Below are 14,989 nucleotides of genomic sequence, written 5' to 3'. Positions count from 1 at the left end.
ACATATGAAAAAGGGCTGCGGATTCCGCGGCCCTTTTTCGTTCTGCTGTGCCCGCCTGGGCGCCCCGGCTCAGGCGTAGCGGTCGCCGTCATGGGGTTCGTCGGGGGGATAGGGGTTGCCGTAGGGATCGTCCCACTGCTCTTCCCACTCCCTGTCCCAGGCGCTGTCATCCTCTGCCCCGGCATCGTCGCCGTGGCGCCAGGATTGCAGGCGGTTGGCCAGCGCGATGCCCACGGCGAAGGCCCCGACCAGCGGCGGGATGGTGGCGGCGTTCGAGTGGCGGAACCGTTCGGCCCCTGACTTGACCCGCGCCTCGGCGCGCGCCACCCGCTGGGGCGTCAGGCCGACCTTTTCGGCGGCCTTCCCGGCCTGGCCGGCGATGCTGCTGGCAAAGCCCTGCACCCGCGCCTCGGCGCTGTCGGCGAAGCGGTTGGCCTTGTGGGCCACCTCGTCGACCACCGAGTGCACGCGGTTTTCCACCGTGTCCACCACCTCGGTCGCCTTCAGCCGCGCCTTTTCCAGCGCCGCGTCGGTGGCCAGCTCCAGCCGGGTCTCGATCTCGGCCTTCAGCTCGTCGGTGGTGGGCACCGGGTGCTTGACCTCGTGCGAACTGGCCAGCAGCGCGATGCCCGCGCCCACGAACACCACCCCGATCAGCAGCGAGGCGACCAGCGGCCCCCAGCCCAGCGTGCGCGCAAGGAACGTCCACAGCGCCGCCAGCAGGAACCCGGCGCCCAGCATCACCGCGCCGCCGGCAGCCGCCTTGATGGCGACCCTGCGGCCGGTGTCCTGGGCGGCGAGCTTCAGGTTGCGCGCATAGTCGAACATGGGTTCAGCGCCGCGCCAGGATCAGGCCGACCAGGAAGCCGACGCCGGCCGCGATCCCCAGCGCCTGCGCGGGGCGGCGGCGCACCATGTCGGACAGCTCGTCGTAATATTCCTCGGCGTGGTCTGCGACCTCGTGGACGCGGCGGTCGGCGGCGCGATACAGGCGGTCGGCCTCGTGCCGGGCGCGCTCGACATATTCGGTCCCCTTCTCGCGGGCGGCCTCGACCGCCTCGGCGCCCTTGTCGCGCACGGTCTGCGCCATCTCCGAGGCATCCTGCTTGAGCCGCTGGGCGGTCGAGCCCTCGGTCGCCTCGTCCCAGGCCTCCTTCGCGCCGCTGGCCAGCTTCGAGGCGCCCTGCTTCAGATCGTCCGCAGCATCCCGCGCGGTGTCCTTGATGGTCTTGCCGGCGTTCGAGGCGTTGTCTTGATTGGCCATTTCATCTTCCTTTCCACGAAGGGATTTGCTTATGGCATCCGAACCCGGTCGTGGCGGCAATCGTTCCATCGCCCGCGAAAACTTGTGTCCGGGGCGGTCTAGCGCTGGTCGGCGCCCTCGGCCTCCTCGTCGCCCCCGGCGCTGCCCGCCTCGGCCGGCGGCGCTGGCTTGGAGGGCACGCCAAAGACGGCGCCATCGCCGCTGACGATGCGCACCTGCCGGTTGGTGAAGGGAATCGCCAGCCCCTCGGCGGCGAAGCGCTCGACGATCTGGTGGCGGATCTCCGAGGCGACGGTGACGCCCTGGTTGATGTCGGACAGCACCGCCCGGACCTCGAAATCCAGGCTGTCGGTGCCGAAACCGGCCAGCACCACCACCGGCGCGGGGTTGATCAGCACGGTGGGCTGGTCCTCGGCGATCTCGGTCAGGATCTGCGCCACCCGGCGGGAATCGCAACCGTAAGCCACCCGCACCGGCACGATGATCCGCCCCTGCAGGTTGCCGCGTGTCCAATTCACCACCTCTTTCGAGATCAAGTCCGAGTTCGGCACGATCACATCGGTGCGGTCGAAGGTCTGGATGCGGGTCGAACGCACCGAGATGCTGCGCACATAGCCCTGCGCGCCGCCGACCTGGATCCAGTCGCCCACCGCCACCGGCCGCTCCACCAGCAGGATGATGCCGCTGACGAAGTTCGAGACGATGTTCTGCAGGCCGAAACCGATCCCCACCGACAGCGCCCCGGCGACGATGGCCAGGCTCGACATGTCGATCCCGGCCGAGGTGATCGCGAACAGCGCCGCCAGCACGATGCCGACATAGCCCAGCCCGGCCACGGCGGCGTTCTGCGCGCCCTCGTCCAGGCGCGTGCGGGGCAGGATGGTGTTGCGCACCGTGCCCTGCAGCAGCCGCGTCGCCATGTACCCCAGCGCGAACACGACGACGAAGGTCAGGATCGCCCCCGGCGACAGCCGGATCCCGCCCAGCGAGATCCCCTGTCGCACCCGGGTCCAGGTCTCGGTCAGGTCGGTGACGCTGGCGCCCCAGATCATCGCGAACAGCGGCAGCGACAGCAGCACCATGGCAAAGCCGATCAGCACCGGCGCCAGCTCGTTGCGCGAGCCGTCGCGGTTGCGCGTCACCAGCACCCACAGGTCGGCCACGAACTCCTGCAGCACCACCAGCAGCGCCAGCAGCCCCAGCGTCATCGCGGTCGGCCACAGGATCGCATTGGCCATGGTGACGAAGCCGACCAGCACCAGCGCCGGCGCCACCAGCGCCACGAAGCGCCCGGCATGTCCCAGCAGCGCCAGCGCCGCGTCGCCGTAATCGGGGGTATTGGTGTTGGTGAACTCGCGGGCGCGGCGCAGGATATGGCTTAGCCGGAACAGCATCACCGCGCCCAGCACCACCAGCGGCAGGTGGAACACCGCCGCCGCGCCCGGGTCGATCTCGAGCGGGATGCGGCTGTCCTGCGGCCCGCCGCCCCGCGTCCCCGACAGCGGCAGCAGCGCCCGGGCCGCGACATGGTGCAGCGCCAGCGCCAGCGCCAGCCCGGTGCCGTAAAGCCGCCCGCGCAGCCGCATCGGCTCGGGGAAGCAGACCGGCGGGTCGCCGCTGGCCGGGAACAGCCGCCGCGCCAGCCAGCGGCCCCCGAACAGGATCAGCGCCGCCACCGGCAGCGCCATCAGGATCGGCCGCGCCCAGGGGCCGGCCAGCCCCGTCGCATCCAGCGCCCGCACCAGCAGATAGGCGCCCGCGGTCGGGATGGCGATCTGCCCCAGCGAGGCCGCGAACCCCACCGCGTCGCGGGCATAGTCGCTGGCCCGCTCCGACATCCGACGCGGCAGCGCCTCCACCCAGCCGCGGGCAAACACCAGCAGCCCCAGCGCCAGCGCCAGATACAGCGCCACCTCGGGCAGGCGGGCGGGCAGGGTTTCCCCCGAGGGGCCGACCCAGCGCTCGCGCACATCCGCGGCGATGCCGCGCGCCAGCTGCACCGCCGCGGACACCGCCTCGGCCCAGCTGCCGGGCAAGAGCGGCGAGGGGCCGTGGCGCAGCAGCGCGCTGGTCTGGCGGGTGCGCAGCTCGTCGTCGATGCCGCGCACCAGGCTGTCGGCGCGGCTGTAGGCCTCGACCGCGCGCAGCCCCGGCGCCTGCAATTCCGACAGCTGCTCGTTCAGGGTGCGGCGGCGGGCGGCGATGTCCTCGGCCTCGGTCTCGCCCTCGGCCGGCGCGGGGCCAAGCGCGCCGATCTGTTCGCGCAGCGTGGCGATGCGGGTGCCGTTCAGCGTCTGCGCCTGCTGGAACTGGTCGCGCCAGGCGACGATTTCCGCCCGCACCGCCCCCAGCACGTCCGGAGGGGTGTCGCTGGCCTCGACCAGTTCTTCGGCGCGGCTGGCTTCGCGTTCCCAGTCGGCATAATCGGGCTCGGTGGCGGCGGATTGCGCCAGCACCGCCACCGCCAGCGCCAGCCACAGCAGCGCGGCCAGCAGCACCGGCCGCAGCCGCCCGGCCTGCGGGATGCGGGCGCCCTGCATCGGCTCAGCCCTCGGTCACGTCCGGCAGCGCCGCCGGGGCGCCGGCGTCACGGTCCAGCCAATGCGGCACCGGCAGGCCCTTGTCGCGCAGGAACACCGGGTTCCACAGCTTGGTCTGATAGCGGTTGCCGTAATCGGCCAGCACGGTGACGATGGTCTTGCCCGGCCCCATCTCGCGCGCCATGCGGATCGCGCCGGCGACGTTGATCCCGGACGAGCCGCCCAGGCACAGCCCCTCGAACTCGAGCAGGTCGAAGATCACCGGCAGCGCCTCGGCGTCCGGGATGCGCCAGCTGAAATCGGGGGTGAAGCCCTCGAGGTTGGCGGTGATGCGGCCCTGGCCGATGCCCTCGGTGATCGAGCTGCCGGGGCTGTCGAACTGGCCGGTGGTGTAATAGGCGTGCAGCGCCGCGCCCTCGGGGTCGGCCAGCCCGATCTTGACGCCGCGGGGCTGCAGCGCCGCCGCCACCCCCGCCAGCGTGCCCCCTGACCCCACCGCGCAGACAAAGCCGTCGACGCGGCCCTGGGTCTGTTCCCAGATCTCGGGGCCGGTGGTTTCCTCATGCGCCTGCCGGTTGGCGGTGTTGTCGAACTGGTTGGCCCAGATCGCGCCGCCCGGCAGAGTGCCGGCCAGCGCCGCGGCCAGCCGCCCGGAATAGCGCACATAGTTGTTGGGGTTCTTGTAGGGGGCGGCGGGCACCTCGACCAGCTCGGCGCCGGCCAGCCGCAGCATGTCCTTTTTTTCCTGGCTCTGGGTTTCCGGGATCACGATGACCGAGCGGAACCCCATCGAAGCCCCGACCAGCGCCAGCCCGATCCCGGTATTGCCGGCCGTACCCTCAACGATGGTGCCGCCCGGGCGCAGCTCGCCCCGCGCCACCGCGTCGCGGATGATGTAGAGCGCCGCGCGGTCCTTGACCGACTGGCCGGGGTTCATGAACTCGGCCTTGCCCCAGATCTCGCAGCCCGTCGCCTCCGAGGCGCGGTTGAGGCGGATCAGCGGGGTGTGGCCGATGGCGGCGGCCAGGTCGGGGCAGTTGCGCATGGTCGGGCCTTTCCTCTTGCCCTGCCGTTAAACCAGCGGGGGCGGGATCAGGCAACCCTGCGGCGGGGGCGGCGGTTGCACGGCTGCGGGCGGGGGCTTCGCGCCCCCGCCCCCCGCGGGATATTGGGGCAAGGAAGAAAGCGGCGGGGCGCGTCAGGGGGTCAGGTCGCGGCGCAGCCGCCCGGCCATGCGGTCGAGCCACAGCGCCAGGATCAGCAGCGGCGCGTTCACGATCTGCCCGGCCAGCGCCATTTCGGTCAGCCGGGCGCGGTCGAGCACATGGCTGCGGATATCCTCGGATTCCGACTCGAGCCCCGCGATCCCAGCCGCCCCGTCCGGCAGCTCGGCGATGCCGATAAAGGCGTAGATATATTCGGCCACGCTGCCCGGCGAGGGGTAGCTGCCCGGCACCGGAATCAGCCGCGACAGCGTCAGCCCGGCTTCCTCCCCGGCCTCGCGGCGCGCGGTTTCGGCCGGGGTGTCGCCGGGGTCGATGCGGCCGGCGACGGGTTCGAGCAGCCAGGGCTGCGGGTCGCCGCGCGCGGCGGGGCCGGCGCGGAACTGCTCGACCAGCAGCACCCGGTCGCGGCCCGGATCCCAGGGCAGCACCACCACTGCATCGCCCGAGATGAACACCGCCCGCTCAATCTCCCCGCTCCAGCCGCCGCGGTGCAGAAGGTGGCGCAGGCGCAGCTGTTCGACGGCGAAATGGCCCAGATAGGGGGTGGAGCGGTGTTCGATGCGCAGCCGGTCGGGGGCAGGCTCGGCGGGCGCGAGCTCGCCGCGGCGTGGCGCGCCACGTGCGCGGCGCCGCGAATCCGCCCGCCAGGCGATCCCCGGCAGATGCGCCCGCAGCAGCTCTGCCGGGATCGCCGGGTCGAGGGCCAGCAGTTCCGCCGCCACCCCTGCGGCCAGCGCCGGATCGGGGGACCGGGTGGGCTCAGGGTCGGCGTCGCCGGTCGGGCGGGTGCCGAGCACCCTGCCCTGCCCGGTCTCGACCGGCGCAAGCCCCATGATCGCGGCATAGCGCGCCAGCTGCGGGTTGGGCGTGACCGGGGTTGCCGCCACCATCCCCGCCGCGTCGCGGTCCCACTGCGGCCAACCCCCGGCGCCGGTCCCCGCGCCGCCGCCGCGCAGCGCCCCGGGCAGCGCGATGTCGAGCCCCGCCGGCGCCAGCCCCAGCGCCGCCAGCATCTCGGGCGCCGCCAGCACCCCGACCAGCAGCACCGGGCCTACCACGGCGCCCCCCGCCCGCGCCGCGCCGAGGCAAGCCCGAGATCGCGGGCGATCTCGGCGAACACCCCCGCCGCCGCCTGTTGCAGGATCGCGTTGAGCCGGTGGTGCCCGGGCCGCCCGGCCGCCCGGACCAGCAGCGCCATCTCGGCATCGCTCAGCGGCCCGGTGGCGACATGGAGCAGCGCCTCGATCCAGCCGGACTGGTCGGCGCGGATGGCGGGTTCCTGCGCCCAGGCCCGGCGCAGCAGCGTATCGCGGTCGACCGGCCGGCGCTCGGCCTGCGCCACCCCTTCCAGCAGCGCCACGCTCATGTTCAGCGCGGCGGCGACCGCCGGCTCGACCAGATCGCCCGCGGCAACCAGCGCGCGCACCTGTTCGGCCCGCGGATGGTTGCGCGCCGCGGCGCCGGCGAAATCGGCGCGGGCGGCGGCCTCGAACCCCGGGGCGATCATCGCCTCGCGCGCGGCCAGTTCCAGCAGGATCACCCGCCGGCCCAGCGGCGCTTCCCAGAAGCTCAGCGCCTCGGCCACCGCCGCCCGCTGCGCTTGCTGATCCAGCGCCGCCAGCCCCTCGGCCACGCCCGCGCGCAGCCCGGCCAGGATCCGCTGCGGCGAGGCGACGCGGGCCGCGATCGCCTGCCAGCGCGGATCGCGCACGCCGGGGGGGAGCGGGCGCAGCGGGTCGCCCGCCGCCGCGATCTCGGCCGCCAGCACCGTTGCCAGCAGGTCGAGCCGCATCGCCTGTTCGACCCGCGCGGGGTCGACGCCGCGAAACTCGGCAGGAGGCTGGGCGGGCAGATCCGGCTGCTGCGCGGCGGCGCGTCCCGGCGCCACCGGAATGCCGGGCATGGCGAGCAGCCCCGACAACGCCGCGGCAATGCAAACAGCCCTGACGGTGGATCTGCTCATCCCAGCCCCTGTGCCCTACCCGCCACCGTCCCGCAAGCCGCGGAAGGTCGCAGGCGCGCCGGTCCGGCCCGATTCCGCCAGTCCGCCGGCCGTGCGGGTTCGGGTGCTGAGAGAGCCGCCTCGGAAACCTCCCGGAGCCGCCGTCCCGTCCTCGCGGGTCGAGGCTGGACCGGCACCCGCTGGCGGGGGCCGGCTTGAGCTGACGCCCCGCCCGCACGGGCTTGAGCGACGTCCGAGCAGCGGAAGGTCAGCGACGAGACCTGTCTTCCCGCCCGACTGCACGGGCTTGAGCCGCCACGGGTCCCGCAGCCGGCCGCCGTCCTGCAGCGTCCCCGAAGGTGGCAAGATATTTGCGAAATCCCCCTTGCGCTTCGCCCACCGCACCGATAAATCCCGCCCTCACCACCCCAAAGCGCGGAGAGGTGCCGGAGTGGTCGAACGGGGCGGTCTCGAAAACCGTTGAGCCTTCACGGGTTCCGTGGGTTCGAATCCCACCCTCTCCGCCACTTCGGAACAAAACCGGGAACGCCGATTCCCGCCGATTTCCCTCCCTTGGCGGCTACCAGCGTCCTCAACAGGACGTTTTTGCTTCCTTTGATGTAGATCGCGTCGTCTGCGACCTCGACGTGTTGGGCGAAGGCCCGGACGTGTTCCCGCCGATAGCCGCCCTTTCCAAGCCGCAGTCGGGTGCGTGCTTCGCTCGCCAGTTCCCGCACGGCTGCCCCGGTGAGGCGCTGGTGGGTAGAGCTTGCGAGCATGGCTTCGATCCGCGTGGCATCGGCCCGCGCCTGATCCCGAAGCGCCGTGAGGCCCGCGATGCGCTCGCCAAGGGAAGACTCGGCCGGGTCGAGCGAACCGGCTTCAATGGCATCGTAGAGGCGCTTGAGGCGGTTGTCGGCCTCGGCCGCGCGATGGTTCAACTCGGCAATATGCTGGCTGCGCCGCTCGACGCCTTCCTGCCGGCGATCCAGAAGCGAGGCGAGAACGTCTTCGATCCGCTCGGGGTCGAGAAGCCTTTCCTCGATATGCGTCACCACCATGCGGTCGAGCTTATCCATCGGGATCGCGCGGCCCTTGCAGCCTGTGTCGCCCTGCCGTGCCCGAATCGAGCAAGCATAGTAGCGATACCGGCCGTTCTTGCCGGTGCGCAGCGTCATTGCGCCTCCGCAATTGCCGCAATGGCAGATGCCGGTCAGCAGGTTCGGGCCGCTGACGACGCGCGGCGGCGTCACCTTCGGATTGTTGACCTTCAAGCGATTCTGCACGGCCTCGAATATCTCAAGGTCGATCAGCGGCGGCACGGCGACGGTGACGATTTCCTCCTCCGGCTTCACCACGCCCTTATTGGAGCGGCGATTGAAGCGATGCTCGCCGATATAGGTGCGCCGGGTCAGGACACGGTGAAGCTGGCCGATGCCCCAACGCCCGCCGTTGCGGGTAAACATGCGGTGCTTGTTCAGGTGATTGACGATGTTCTTGACGCCCATGGGGCCGGACGTGCCGTCGCCTTCCGATGCAAGGCGGAAAATCAGCCGCACGGTGTCGGCATGGAGCGGGTCGATCTCCAGCTTCTTCTTCATCTTCGCGCCGCGCTGCTCGGCATCGACGACACGGTAGCCGATGGGCGGCAGGGAGCCGTTCCAGAAGCCTTGCCGGGCGTTCTCCTTCAAGGCGCGCATGACGTGCTTGCCGTTCTCCTTCGACTGGTATTCGTCGAACAGCGCCATGATCTGCCGCATCATGACGTGCATGGGGTCGTCGCCCATCTCCTGCGTGATGGACACCAGCTTGACGCCGTTCTTGGCGAGCTTCCTGACGTTGAACTCCAGCTCGAAGTGATCGCGGAAGAACCGGCTGAACGAATGGACCACGACGACATCGAAGGGCGCGGGCTTGGACGTGCCGGCCTCGATCATCCGTTGGAACTCGGGGCGGCGGTCATTGGTGGCCGAAGCGCCGGCTTCCACGAAGGTTTCGACAAGCTGGTAGCCGCGCGAGACACAATAAGCCTCGCCCTGCTTGCGCTGGTCGGGGATCGACACGTCATGCTCGGCCTGCCGCGTGGTGGAAACGCGCAGGTAGAGCGCGGCGCGCAGCGCAACATGGGGACTTTGCATATTCATGACCGGACTCCTTCCGCCGTGCGACGTTCTATCAGCGGCAATTCCAGCTCCACGCGGTCATGCAGCACCTTAGGGACGAGCTTCTGGCCCTCGCCGGGGTCCATACGGATCAGGCCGTAGCTCGCCATCTTCTTGAGGGTTCGGGACAGGTTAGGCTTCGCCCGTCCCGTGATCCGCGACAGTTCCTCCAGCGAACCGGGTGACTGCTCGTCGATGACGCGCAGCAACTCGCGGTTCCCGCTCGAAAGGAGCTGCGCGAAGGATTCCATGGATGTGAACCACACCTTCGGATCGTCGGGTGCGGGCTTTTCCTCGCCTTTGGCGATCCGCATGGTGCGCGCCTTCATCTCGTCGTAGTCGGCAATCCCGACTTTCAATGTGGCCATGTTACGCCTCGTTCCTTCAACACCGCGTCCGCCGCCTGCCAGAAGTCGGCCAGCAGCGTGGCCGCATCCTCGTAGGCGTAGGGCTTCACGGTCTGGAGGCGATGCCGGTGGTCCATCGGCTCGCCCCGCCTTCCTCGGCCGACCGGATGGGCGTTATCGAATCCGACCAACCGTTCGCCCGAAGGCCCGTGAAGCGTGAGCGAATAATCGAGGCCGTGCGGCTTTTCCGGCGAGGCCGGAACGCGGGTGACGACGAACTTCACCCAATGGCCGCCCTCGGGATCGACAACGAGCACCTGTCCGTCGAGGTCCAGAAGCGTGTCGAGGCTCGGGTCACGATCCTCGCTCATGGCTTAGTGTTATCATCGGAGGATAACCGTTGCAAGTCCTGATTGCCAGGATCGTCGATTGGGCCGAACAGTCGGTCGAGCACGTCACCGAAATACCGCTCGAAGATTTGCAGTTCTTCCTCGGTGATCGGCACCTTCTCGGGCCAGTCGTCGAAGACAGGCAACGACACCACATCGACGATGCGAAGCGGCGACCTGCGGCGCTCCCGGCCGTCCGGCGTAGGTTCGTCGGCATAGTCGAAAAGATCGTCGGGAAGTGTCTCGGGGACCGGCTGTCGCGGTCGCCCTTTGCGGGCGCGACGGCGCTCTGCACACATGGAATCCTCCTTGGTTCTGGTGGATTCCGGGGCGCTGTAGGCCCCGGAATTGGGCGAACCATGGAGGGCAGTCGGCGGGCTGTAGCGTGCCGCATTTGCGTCTATGCGCTGGCGGCACCCCTGCCGGGATGGGACTCAGTTGGCGGCTCGCCGTGCCTTGGCGAAGCCGCGATCCGTGGCGATGAACCGCTCCAGCATGGGCACGATGAGCCTGACGGGATCGGCGACGGGCTGGCCGCTCTCGCGGGCCAGCACCTCGGCATAGGCGGTCAGATCGCGGTGAAGCGGCGCGGGTAGCTCCACCGTCACCTTCACGGGCTTGTCGTCGGGAAGCGGGCCGAGTTTCAGCTTGGTCATGGTCAACCTCCTGCCGGCTCAAATACAAGGTCGCGGGTGACGATGATCCTGACCGGGAAGCCGGGCCGGATGGTGAGAGTCGGCGCAACCTGCAACTGGCGCTGCACGATCTGCTGGCCCGCCTGATTGACGGTATCCTGCGCCCCGTCGCGGATAGCTCGAACAAGCCGGTCCTCGTCGCTGGTCGCCAGCTCCGTGCCGACTGCGAGCAGCGTGGACAGCCCTGCGGCCTTCATCAGATCCCACCAATGGTAATCAACCCCGTCTTCCAGCCCGGCATAGCCGCTGGCGTCCGCGCCCGGCAGGCGCTCAAGGACGATGGAACGGCCACCGGGCAGGATCAGGCGATTCCACACCAAGAGCACCCTGCGCTGGCCGAAGGTCACGCCGTCATCGTATTGACCGATGATGCGCGTCCCTTGCGGGATCAGGAGCAGGCTGCCGGTCGGGCTGTCATAGACGTTCTCGGTCACTTGCGCCGTGATCTGGCCCGGCAGGTCCGAGCGGATGCCGGTGATGAGCGCGGCGGGGATCACGGCCCCGGCCTGAAGGATGTAGGGCGATGCCGGCGGCGCGACGCGATCCGGCGCGATGGTCTGCCGGTCCACGGGTCCGTTGAGGAAAGCCGCGTGCCGGTCTTGCGTCGCGGGCTGTCCGCCGAGGCCGAGTCCTGCAAGGCCGGGCATGGACGTTCCTGCCGGCGCTCCCGTGCGTGGGCCGGACTGGAAAAACACGTTGCTCAAGCGCGCGGCTTCTTCCTCGGCGCGGCGGCGTTCTTCTTCGGGATCGACGGCGGGCGTCGTCATGACGGGCGGCGCGACCGGCTGTCCCCTGTTCTGCGCGTCGAGGATCGGACGGCCGAGGTCGCCGGGCAGCGCCGGGCCGAGCACCGGCCCCGTATAGTCGCGCGGCAAGCCGGACAGGCCGTCCGCCGTTGGGCGGTTCTCGGTCGAATAGAGTTCTTCGCCTCCCGGCCCTGCATCGCGGATCTGGAGCGCGTAGATCAGTGCGCCGCCGATGCCGAGCAAGGCGACCGCGCCGACGCCTGCCAGCATCTTGCGAGACAGGCGGGTGACGCGCGGCGGTTCGGCGCGCAGGCGCATGGGCGCGATGGTGTCGCTGATGGTGTTGTCGGTCATGACGGGGAGCCTCCGGTCGCGCTGGCGGGCTGTGCGGCAGCGGCCTGCGTCGGGTTGATGCGAACGATCCTGACGACCTGCTGGCGGTTGCCGTTGCCAAGGCGCAGCTCGGCCGCGCCGAACAGGCGGTCCACGATCAGGACGTTCTGGTGGACTCGGCTGTTGACGATCTGCGGTTCGCCATTCGTGCCGAGCACGAAAATCGGCGGCATTTCGCCCTGCACGATCCCGGCCGGGAAGACGACATAGACGCGCCGGCCATCGTCGAACACGGAAGCCGGCCGCCATGGCGGGTTGTCGCCCTGCACGTGCAATGCATAGCGGTAGTTCCGCGCAGCCTCGGCCGGGATGATCGGTGCGGCTGGAACGGTGTGACGCTGGCCGGCAGGCGGTGCGGGATAGGCCCATGCGACGGCCGGCATGTAGAGTGATTCCCGCGCGCGCAACTCGATCATGTAGGTGCGCCGGTCGGTGGTGACGACAAGGTTGGTGGAAATGTCAGGTCGCGTCGGTTTCACGAGGATATGGACGCGGCGGTTCGCACCGCTGCCGCTCTCGGTGTCGCCTATGATCCAGCGGGCGGTGTCGCCGGCCGCAATCGGCCCCGCGCCTGTCAGGCTCTCGCCCGGCTCCAGCGCAATGGTCGTGATCTGCCCGACTGCGGCATAGACCTGATAGAGCGCGCCTTCCGACCACGGATAAATCTGGATTGCATTGTAGTAGCCTTCCCGGCGCGGCTCGACGCGGGCGGCTGCATTGGCGTTCTCGACGCGGCCGGCCGGCGTCCCTGCGGCGGTTCCTCCACGCGCGACGGTCCATGCAGGGGGCACACGCAAAGGCCGGGGCGTGTTATCGGTTGCCGCCGCCTGCACGGTTGGCAGCGGGGGTACGCTGGCGTCATAGCTGAATTGCGGCGTCCGGTTGGTGGCGCAGCCTGCGAGCATGGTGGCAGAAAGCAGCACGGCCGCGATTGTGGGGGTGCGGGTGATCGTCCTCATTGGCTCATCTCCCGCGACCACGAAATTGCGTTGACGTAGATGCCGAGCGGATTGGCGCGCAGCCGTTCGGCATCGCGCGGCGGCTGGATGGCGATGGTCAGGATCGCGGTCCATCGTTCCGTGCTGGAAAGCTGGCCGTTCTCGAAATGGCGTTCGGTCCACGCGACGCGGAAGCTGTTGGGGGACGCCCGGATGACGCTAGACACCTCGACGGCGACCTGTTGACGGCCGACCTTGGCGAAAGGATCATTGGCGCGGGCGTAGTCGTTGAGCGCCGCCGCCCCGCGATCCGTGGTCCATTCGTAGGCGCGAAGCCAGTTCTGGCGGACAATGATCGCGTCGGCCGGGATCGCGCGGACCTGCTCGATGAATCGGCCGAGATGGAAAGCGATCTGCGGGTCGGTCGGGCGATAATCGGCGGCGGCCGGCGCGACGGTCTGCGCCTGTCCAAGATTGTCCACCTGCACCACCCACGGCACCACGGTCCCGCGCGCGGATTGCCAGACCAGCGCCGAGGCGAAGCCGGCCGACAGGATCAGGGAACCGAAGGCCATATAACGCCAGTTCCTCGCCTGCACGCGGGCCGAGCCGATACGCTCGTCCCATGCCTGCGCGGCCTTCTGATAGGGCGTCTCGGGTTCCGGCGATTTGCCGTAGTGGGTTGCTGGTCGTTTGAAGATGCTCATGAGCGGTCACTTTCGGAAAGGTTGATGGAGGAACCGGAGCCGTGGCTGTCGCCGGAGCGCACCGCATGGGCGGCCATGGTCGTGCCGTGGTTCATGGCCTGCGAGCGCCGCATCCGTTGCGCCCATGCGGGCGGGCTGCCGGCCGGGCCGGATGCTGCTGCGGTGGGATCGGCGCTCGCGCCGCCGACCGTGCCTGCGGTGGATGAGCCGCCGGTCACACCGAAGGCGGCGCGTGCGCCACCGGAAAAGCTGGACTTGACGCTCTCGGTGGCTTTCGAGACGGCGCGCTTCAAGGGAGAGACGGCGGCCGAGCCTGCGGCGCGGGCAACACCACCAAGGCCGGAAGCAACACCGACCGCGCCGGACTGGCCGAGCGCGCCGACGCTATAGGCTGCGGTTGCCGCGCCCGCGGCGGTCGCACCGCCGCGGACGGCCGCGGCCCCACCGGAGAGGGCGGCAGCACCGCCCTTGGCCGCAAGCATAGCCCCGCCGCCAGCGGCGACACCTGCACCTGCGACCGCAAGGCCGGTTCCCACGGCCGCGCCCGCGCCGAGCTGCGGGCCGCCAGAGACGATGCCGTTGGCGATGCCGGGGCCGAAGATGCCGAGGCCGAGCAGCGACAGGGCTGCCAGCACAATCGCCATGGCGTCGTCGATGGTCGGGGTTGCCCCGCCGAAACCGGCCGTGAATTGCGAAAATAAGGTGCTGCCGATGCCGATGATGACGGCGAGCACCAAGACCTTGATGCCGGACGACACCACATTGCCCAAGACCTTCTCGGCCATGAAGGCGGTCTTGCCGAACAGGCCGAAGGGGATCAGGACGAAGCCGGCGAGCGTGGTCAGCTTGAACTCGATCAGCGTCACGAAAAGCTGGATGGCGAGGATGAAGAAGGCCAGCACCACCAGCGCCCATGCAAACAGCAGGCACGCGATCTGGATGAAGTTCTCGAAGAAGCTGATCCAGCCCATCAGGTCGGAAATGGAATCGAGAAGCGGACGGCCGGCGTCGAGGCCGGTCTGCGCCACGCGGCCCGGCCGCATCAGATCGGTGACGGAAAAGCCGGTGCCCGAGGCCATGAGGCCGAGGCCGGCGAAACTCTCGAAGACGATGCGGGCGAGGTTGTTCCAATTGCCGATGATGTAGGCGAAGACGCCGATGAACAGCGTCTTTTTGACCAGCCGCGCGATAATGTCGTCATCCGCGCCCCATGCCCAAAAGAGCGCGGCGAGCGTCACGTCGATGACGATCAGCGTTGTGGCGATGAAGGCGACCTCGCCGCCGAGCAGCCCAAAACCACTGTCGATGTAGGAGGTGAAGACTCCGAGGAAATTGTCGATGACGCCCGTGTTGCCCATGGTCAGCGCGCCTCGCTGCGGTCACGGCCGAGGAAGCGGTCGCGGGATTCAGCCCAAGCGGCGAGGCAGTCGGCATCGCTTGCGGCGGCCTCGCCGAGCTGCTGGCAACGGCGCAGGCTGGCGCGCAGGGGATCGGGCGGCGGCTGGAGGGCCGAGGCCGGGAGCGGCGCGGAAGGTTCATCCTTCCGCGCCATGTCGATTGCGGTCACTGTCAAGGCAATCGCAACGAACACCACGGCCCCGAGCCGGGCCAGCATCTTGCCGTCCATGGCGAGCCTCCCG

General features: G+C 69.6%; 16 protein-coding genes and 1 tRNA gene. 1 reads left to right on the top strand and 16 read right to left on the bottom strand.

The window, feature by feature from the left end:
* Positions 1 to 69: 69 nt before the first annotated feature.
* From RSP45_RS01565 to RSP45_RS01540, 6 genes are all read right to left on the bottom strand, one after another.
* Positions 70 to 828 carry a phage holin family protein gene (locus tag RSP45_RS01565; protein WP_415392959.1) on the bottom strand — a complete coding sequence of 253 codons (759 nt, stop codon included), beginning with the start codon at positions 826 to 828 and terminating at the stop codon, positions 70 to 72.
* A 4-nt stretch (positions 829 to 832) separates the two neighbouring features.
* Entirely contained in the window at positions 833 to 1,264 is a 432-nt protein-coding gene (locus RSP45_RS01560) for a glycine zipper domain-containing protein (RefSeq protein ID WP_415392958.1), read from the bottom strand.
* Between the two features lie 98 nt (positions 1,265 to 1,362).
* Positions 1,363 to 3,804 carry a DUF3772 domain-containing protein gene (locus RSP45_RS01555; protein ID WP_415392957.1) on the bottom strand — a complete coding sequence of 814 codons (2,442 nt, stop codon included), beginning with the start codon at positions 3,802 to 3,804 and terminating at the stop codon, positions 1,363 to 1,365.
* 4 nt (positions 3,805 to 3,808) lie between these two features.
* Positions 3,809 to 4,849 (bottom strand): cysteine synthase A, encoded by a 1,041-nt coding sequence (locus RSP45_RS01550; protein ID WP_415392956.1) that lies wholly within the window; start codon positions 4,847 to 4,849, stop codon positions 3,809 to 3,811.
* Positions 4,850 to 5,002: 153 nt separating this feature from the next.
* Positions 5,003 to 6,088 (bottom strand): NUDIX domain-containing protein, encoded by a 1,086-nt coding sequence (locus tag RSP45_RS01545; protein ID WP_415392955.1) that lies wholly within the window; start codon positions 6,086 to 6,088, stop codon positions 5,003 to 5,005.
* A complete protein-coding gene (locus RSP45_RS01540) occupies positions 6,082 to 6,993 on the bottom strand; it encodes a hypothetical protein (RefSeq protein WP_415392954.1) in 912 nt (303 codons plus the stop codon). The genes RSP45_RS01545 and RSP45_RS01540 overlap by 7 nt, the downstream gene beginning before the upstream one ends.
* Before the next feature lie 416 nt (positions 6,994 to 7,409).
* Here RSP45_RS01540 and RSP45_RS01535 point away from each other — a divergent pair.
* Positions 7,410 to 7,499: transfer RNA gene (locus RSP45_RS01535), tRNA-Ser, on the top strand.
* Here the strand turns inward: RSP45_RS01535 and RSP45_RS01530 are convergent.
* The 10 genes from RSP45_RS01530 to trbK-alt form a co-directional block, all read right to left on the bottom strand.
* Complete coding sequence (locus RSP45_RS01530; RefSeq protein WP_415392953.1) at positions 7,461 to 9,116, bottom strand: recombinase family protein; 1,656 nt, start codon at positions 9,114 to 9,116, stop codon at positions 7,461 to 7,463. The genes RSP45_RS01535 and RSP45_RS01530 overlap by 39 nt on opposite strands.
* The gene (locus tag RSP45_RS01525; protein ID WP_242221581.1) at positions 9,113 to 9,502 is read right to left on the bottom strand and encodes a transcriptional regulator; all 390 of its coding nucleotides are present in this window, start codon (positions 9,500 to 9,502) and stop codon (positions 9,113 to 9,115) included. The genes RSP45_RS01530 and RSP45_RS01525 overlap by 4 nt, the downstream gene beginning before the upstream one ends.
* Positions 9,490 to 9,852: a toxin-antitoxin system TumE family protein gene (locus RSP45_RS01520; protein WP_242221579.1), complete on the bottom strand. Its 363-nt coding sequence runs from the start codon at positions 9,850 to 9,852 to the stop codon at positions 9,490 to 9,492. Before RSP45_RS01520 ends, RSP45_RS01525 begins: the two co-directional genes overlap by 13 nt.
* Positions 9,849 to 10,169, bottom strand: a complete 321-nt coding sequence (locus RSP45_RS01515; protein WP_029074222.1) for a hypothetical protein — start codon at positions 10,167 to 10,169, stop codon at positions 9,849 to 9,851. The genes RSP45_RS01520 and RSP45_RS01515 overlap by 4 nt, the downstream gene beginning before the upstream one ends.
* Positions 10,170 to 10,304: 135 nt before the next feature.
* Positions 10,305 to 10,526: a DUF2274 domain-containing protein gene (locus RSP45_RS01510; protein WP_029074221.1), complete on the bottom strand. Its 222-nt coding sequence runs from the start codon at positions 10,524 to 10,526 to the stop codon at positions 10,305 to 10,307.
* A 2-nt stretch (positions 10,527 to 10,528) separates the two neighbouring features.
* Entirely contained in the window at positions 10,529 to 11,665 is a 1,137-nt protein-coding gene (locus RSP45_RS01505; RefSeq protein ID WP_029074220.1) for a TrbI/VirB10 family protein, read from the bottom strand.
* Positions 11,662 to 12,663 (bottom strand): P-type conjugative transfer protein TrbG, encoded by a 1,002-nt coding sequence (gene trbG / locus RSP45_RS01500; RefSeq protein ID WP_029074219.1) that lies wholly within the window; start codon positions 12,661 to 12,663, stop codon positions 11,662 to 11,664. The genes RSP45_RS01505 and trbG overlap by 4 nt, the downstream gene beginning before the upstream one ends.
* Positions 12,660 to 13,349 carry a conjugal transfer protein TrbF gene (gene trbF, locus RSP45_RS01495; protein WP_029074218.1) on the bottom strand — a complete coding sequence of 230 codons (690 nt, stop codon included), beginning with the start codon at positions 13,347 to 13,349 and terminating at the stop codon, positions 12,660 to 12,662. Before trbF ends, trbG begins: the two co-directional genes overlap by 4 nt.
* Positions 13,346 to 14,707 carry a P-type conjugative transfer protein TrbL gene (gene trbL / locus RSP45_RS01490; RefSeq protein ID WP_029074217.1) on the bottom strand — a complete coding sequence of 454 codons (1,362 nt, stop codon included), beginning with the start codon at positions 14,705 to 14,707 and terminating at the stop codon, positions 13,346 to 13,348. Before trbL ends, trbF begins: the two co-directional genes overlap by 4 nt.
* A gap of 2 nt (positions 14,708 to 14,709) precedes the next feature.
* Positions 14,710 to 14,976, bottom strand: coding sequence for a putative entry exclusion protein TrbK-alt (trbK-alt, locus tag RSP45_RS01485; RefSeq protein ID WP_029074216.1), 267 nt, complete (start codon positions 14,974 to 14,976; stop codon positions 14,710 to 14,712).
* Between the last annotated feature and the right edge of the window lie 13 nt (positions 14,977 to 14,989).

Source organism: Paracoccus sp. SJTW-4 (assembly GCF_047716885.1).
In the GTDB taxonomy this organism is placed as follows: Bacteria; Pseudomonadota; Alphaproteobacteria; order Rhodobacterales; family Rhodobacteraceae; genus Paracoccus; species Paracoccus solventivorans.
Note: the sequence above shows the minus strand (reverse complement) of the source record. Positions and strands in the feature narration are given on the sequence as shown.

What these genes read in the sequence shown, in the direction of transcription:
- RSP45_RS01565 (WP_415392959.1), bottom strand. Translation starts at nt 828, where the DNA reads ATGTTCGACTATGCGCGCAACCTGAAGCTCGCCGCCCAGGACACCGGC.
- RSP45_RS01560 (WP_415392958.1), bottom strand. Translation starts at nt 1,264, where the DNA reads ATGGCCAATCAAGACAACGCCTCGAACGCCGGCAAGACCATCAAGGAC.
- RSP45_RS01555 (WP_415392957.1), bottom strand. Translation starts at nt 3,804, where the DNA reads ATGCAGGGCGCCCGCATCCCGCAGGCCGGGCGGCTGCGGCCGGTGCTG.
- RSP45_RS01550 (WP_415392956.1), bottom strand. Translation starts at nt 4,849, where the DNA reads ATGCGCAACTGCCCCGACCTGGCCGCCGCCATCGGCCACACCCCGCTG.
- RSP45_RS01540 (WP_415392954.1), bottom strand. Translation starts at nt 6,993, where the DNA reads ATGAGCAGATCCACCGTCAGGGCTGTTTGCATTGCCGCGGCGTTGTCG.
- RSP45_RS01530 (WP_415392953.1), bottom strand. Translation starts at nt 9,116, where the DNA reads ATGAATATGCAAAGTCCCCATGTTGCGCTGCGCGCCGCGCTCTACCTG.
- RSP45_RS01525 (WP_242221581.1), bottom strand. Translation starts at nt 9,502, where the DNA reads ATGGCCACATTGAAAGTCGGGATTGCCGACTACGACGAGATGAAGGCG.
- RSP45_RS01520 (WP_242221579.1), bottom strand. Translation starts at nt 9,852, where the DNA reads ATGAGCGAGGATCGTGACCCGAGCCTCGACACGCTTCTGGACCTCGAC.
- RSP45_RS01515 (WP_029074222.1), bottom strand. Translation starts at nt 10,169, where the DNA reads ATGTGTGCAGAGCGCCGTCGCGCCCGCAAAGGGCGACCGCGACAGCCG.
- RSP45_RS01510 (WP_029074221.1), bottom strand. Translation starts at nt 10,526, where the DNA reads ATGACCAAGCTGAAACTCGGCCCGCTTCCCGACGACAAGCCCGTGAAG.
- RSP45_RS01505 (WP_029074220.1), bottom strand. Translation starts at nt 11,665, where the DNA reads ATGACCGACAACACCATCAGCGACACCATCGCGCCCATGCGCCTGCGC.
- trbG (WP_029074219.1), bottom strand. Translation starts at nt 12,663, where the DNA reads ATGAGGACGATCACCCGCACCCCCACAATCGCGGCCGTGCTGCTTTCT.
- trbF (WP_029074218.1), bottom strand. Translation starts at nt 13,349, where the DNA reads ATGAGCATCTTCAAACGACCAGCAACCCACTACGGCAAATCGCCGGAA.
- trbL (WP_029074217.1), bottom strand. Translation starts at nt 14,707, where the DNA reads ATGGGCAACACGGGCGTCATCGACAATTTCCTCGGAGTCTTCACCTCC.
- trbK-alt (WP_029074216.1), bottom strand. Translation starts at nt 14,976, where the DNA reads ATGGACGGCAAGATGCTGGCCCGGCTCGGGGCCGTGGTGTTCGTTGCG.